Here is a 1,017-nt window from a genome sequence, read left to right as displayed (position 1 = left end):
ATTTTCGACAAAGAATCGTCGAACAAAGCGATCAAGGACATCAAAGAGCAAGAAGTCTACATGGGTGAAATCCCCCTGATGACTGAGAACGGTACCTTCGTAATCAACGGTACCGAGCGTGTAATCGTTTCCCAGTTGCACCGTTCCCCGGGCGTGTTCTTCGACCACGACCGCGGCAAGACGCATAGCTCCGGCAAACTGTTGTACTCCGCGCGCATCATCCCTTACCGCGGTTCGTGGTTGGACTTCGAGTTCGACCCGAAAGACTGCGTGTTCGTGCGTATTGACCGTCGTCGCAAGCTGCCGGCCTCGGTACTGCTGCGCGCGCTCGGCTATACCACTGAGCAAGTGCTGGATGCTTTCTATACCACCAACGTATTCAGCCTGAAGGATGAAACCCTCAGCCTGGAACTGATTGCATCGCGTCTGCGTGGTGAAATTGCCGTTCTGGATATCCAGGATGAGAAAGGCAAGGTCATTGTTGAAGCGGGCCGTCGTATTACTGCGCGCCACATCAACCAGATCGAAAAAGCCGGTATCAAGACGCTGGACGTGCCTCTGGACTACGTCCTCGGTCGCACCACCGCCAAGGTCATCGTGCATCCGGCCACTGGCGAAATTCTGGCTGAGTGCAACACCGAGCTGAACGTTGAGATCCTGGGCAAAATCGCCAAGGCTCAGGTTGTTCGTATCGAGACCCTGTACACCAACGATATCGACTGCGGTCCGTTCGTTTCTGACACGCTGAAGATCGACTCCACCAGCAACCAATTGGAAGCGCTGGTCGAGATCTATCGCATGATGCGTCCAGGCGAGCCGCCAACCAAAGACGCTGCCGAAACCCTGTTCAACAACCTGTTCTTCAGCCCTGAGCGCTATGACCTGTCTGCGGTCGGCCGGATGAAGTTCAACCGTCGTATCGGTCGTACCGAGATCGAAGGTTCGGGTGTGCTGTGCAAAGAAGACATCGTCGCGGTACTGAAGACTCTGGTTGACATCCGTAACGGTAAAGGCATC

General features: G+C 55.0%; 1 pseudogene. It reads left to right on the top strand.

Annotation, left to right across the window (positions count from 1 at the left end):
• A pseudogene (gene rpoB / locus ACIQVE_RS29775) lies at positions 1-1,017 on the top strand (DNA-directed RNA polymerase subunit beta); the annotation flags it as partial.

The organism is Pseudomonas sp. NPDC098747 (assembly GCF_044760045.1).
Classification (GTDB): Bacteria; Pseudomonadota; Gammaproteobacteria; order Pseudomonadales; family Pseudomonadaceae; genus Aquipseudomonas.
The sequence above is the reverse complement of the archived record's forward strand: the minus strand, read 5'-3'. Positions and strand labels throughout refer to the sequence as shown.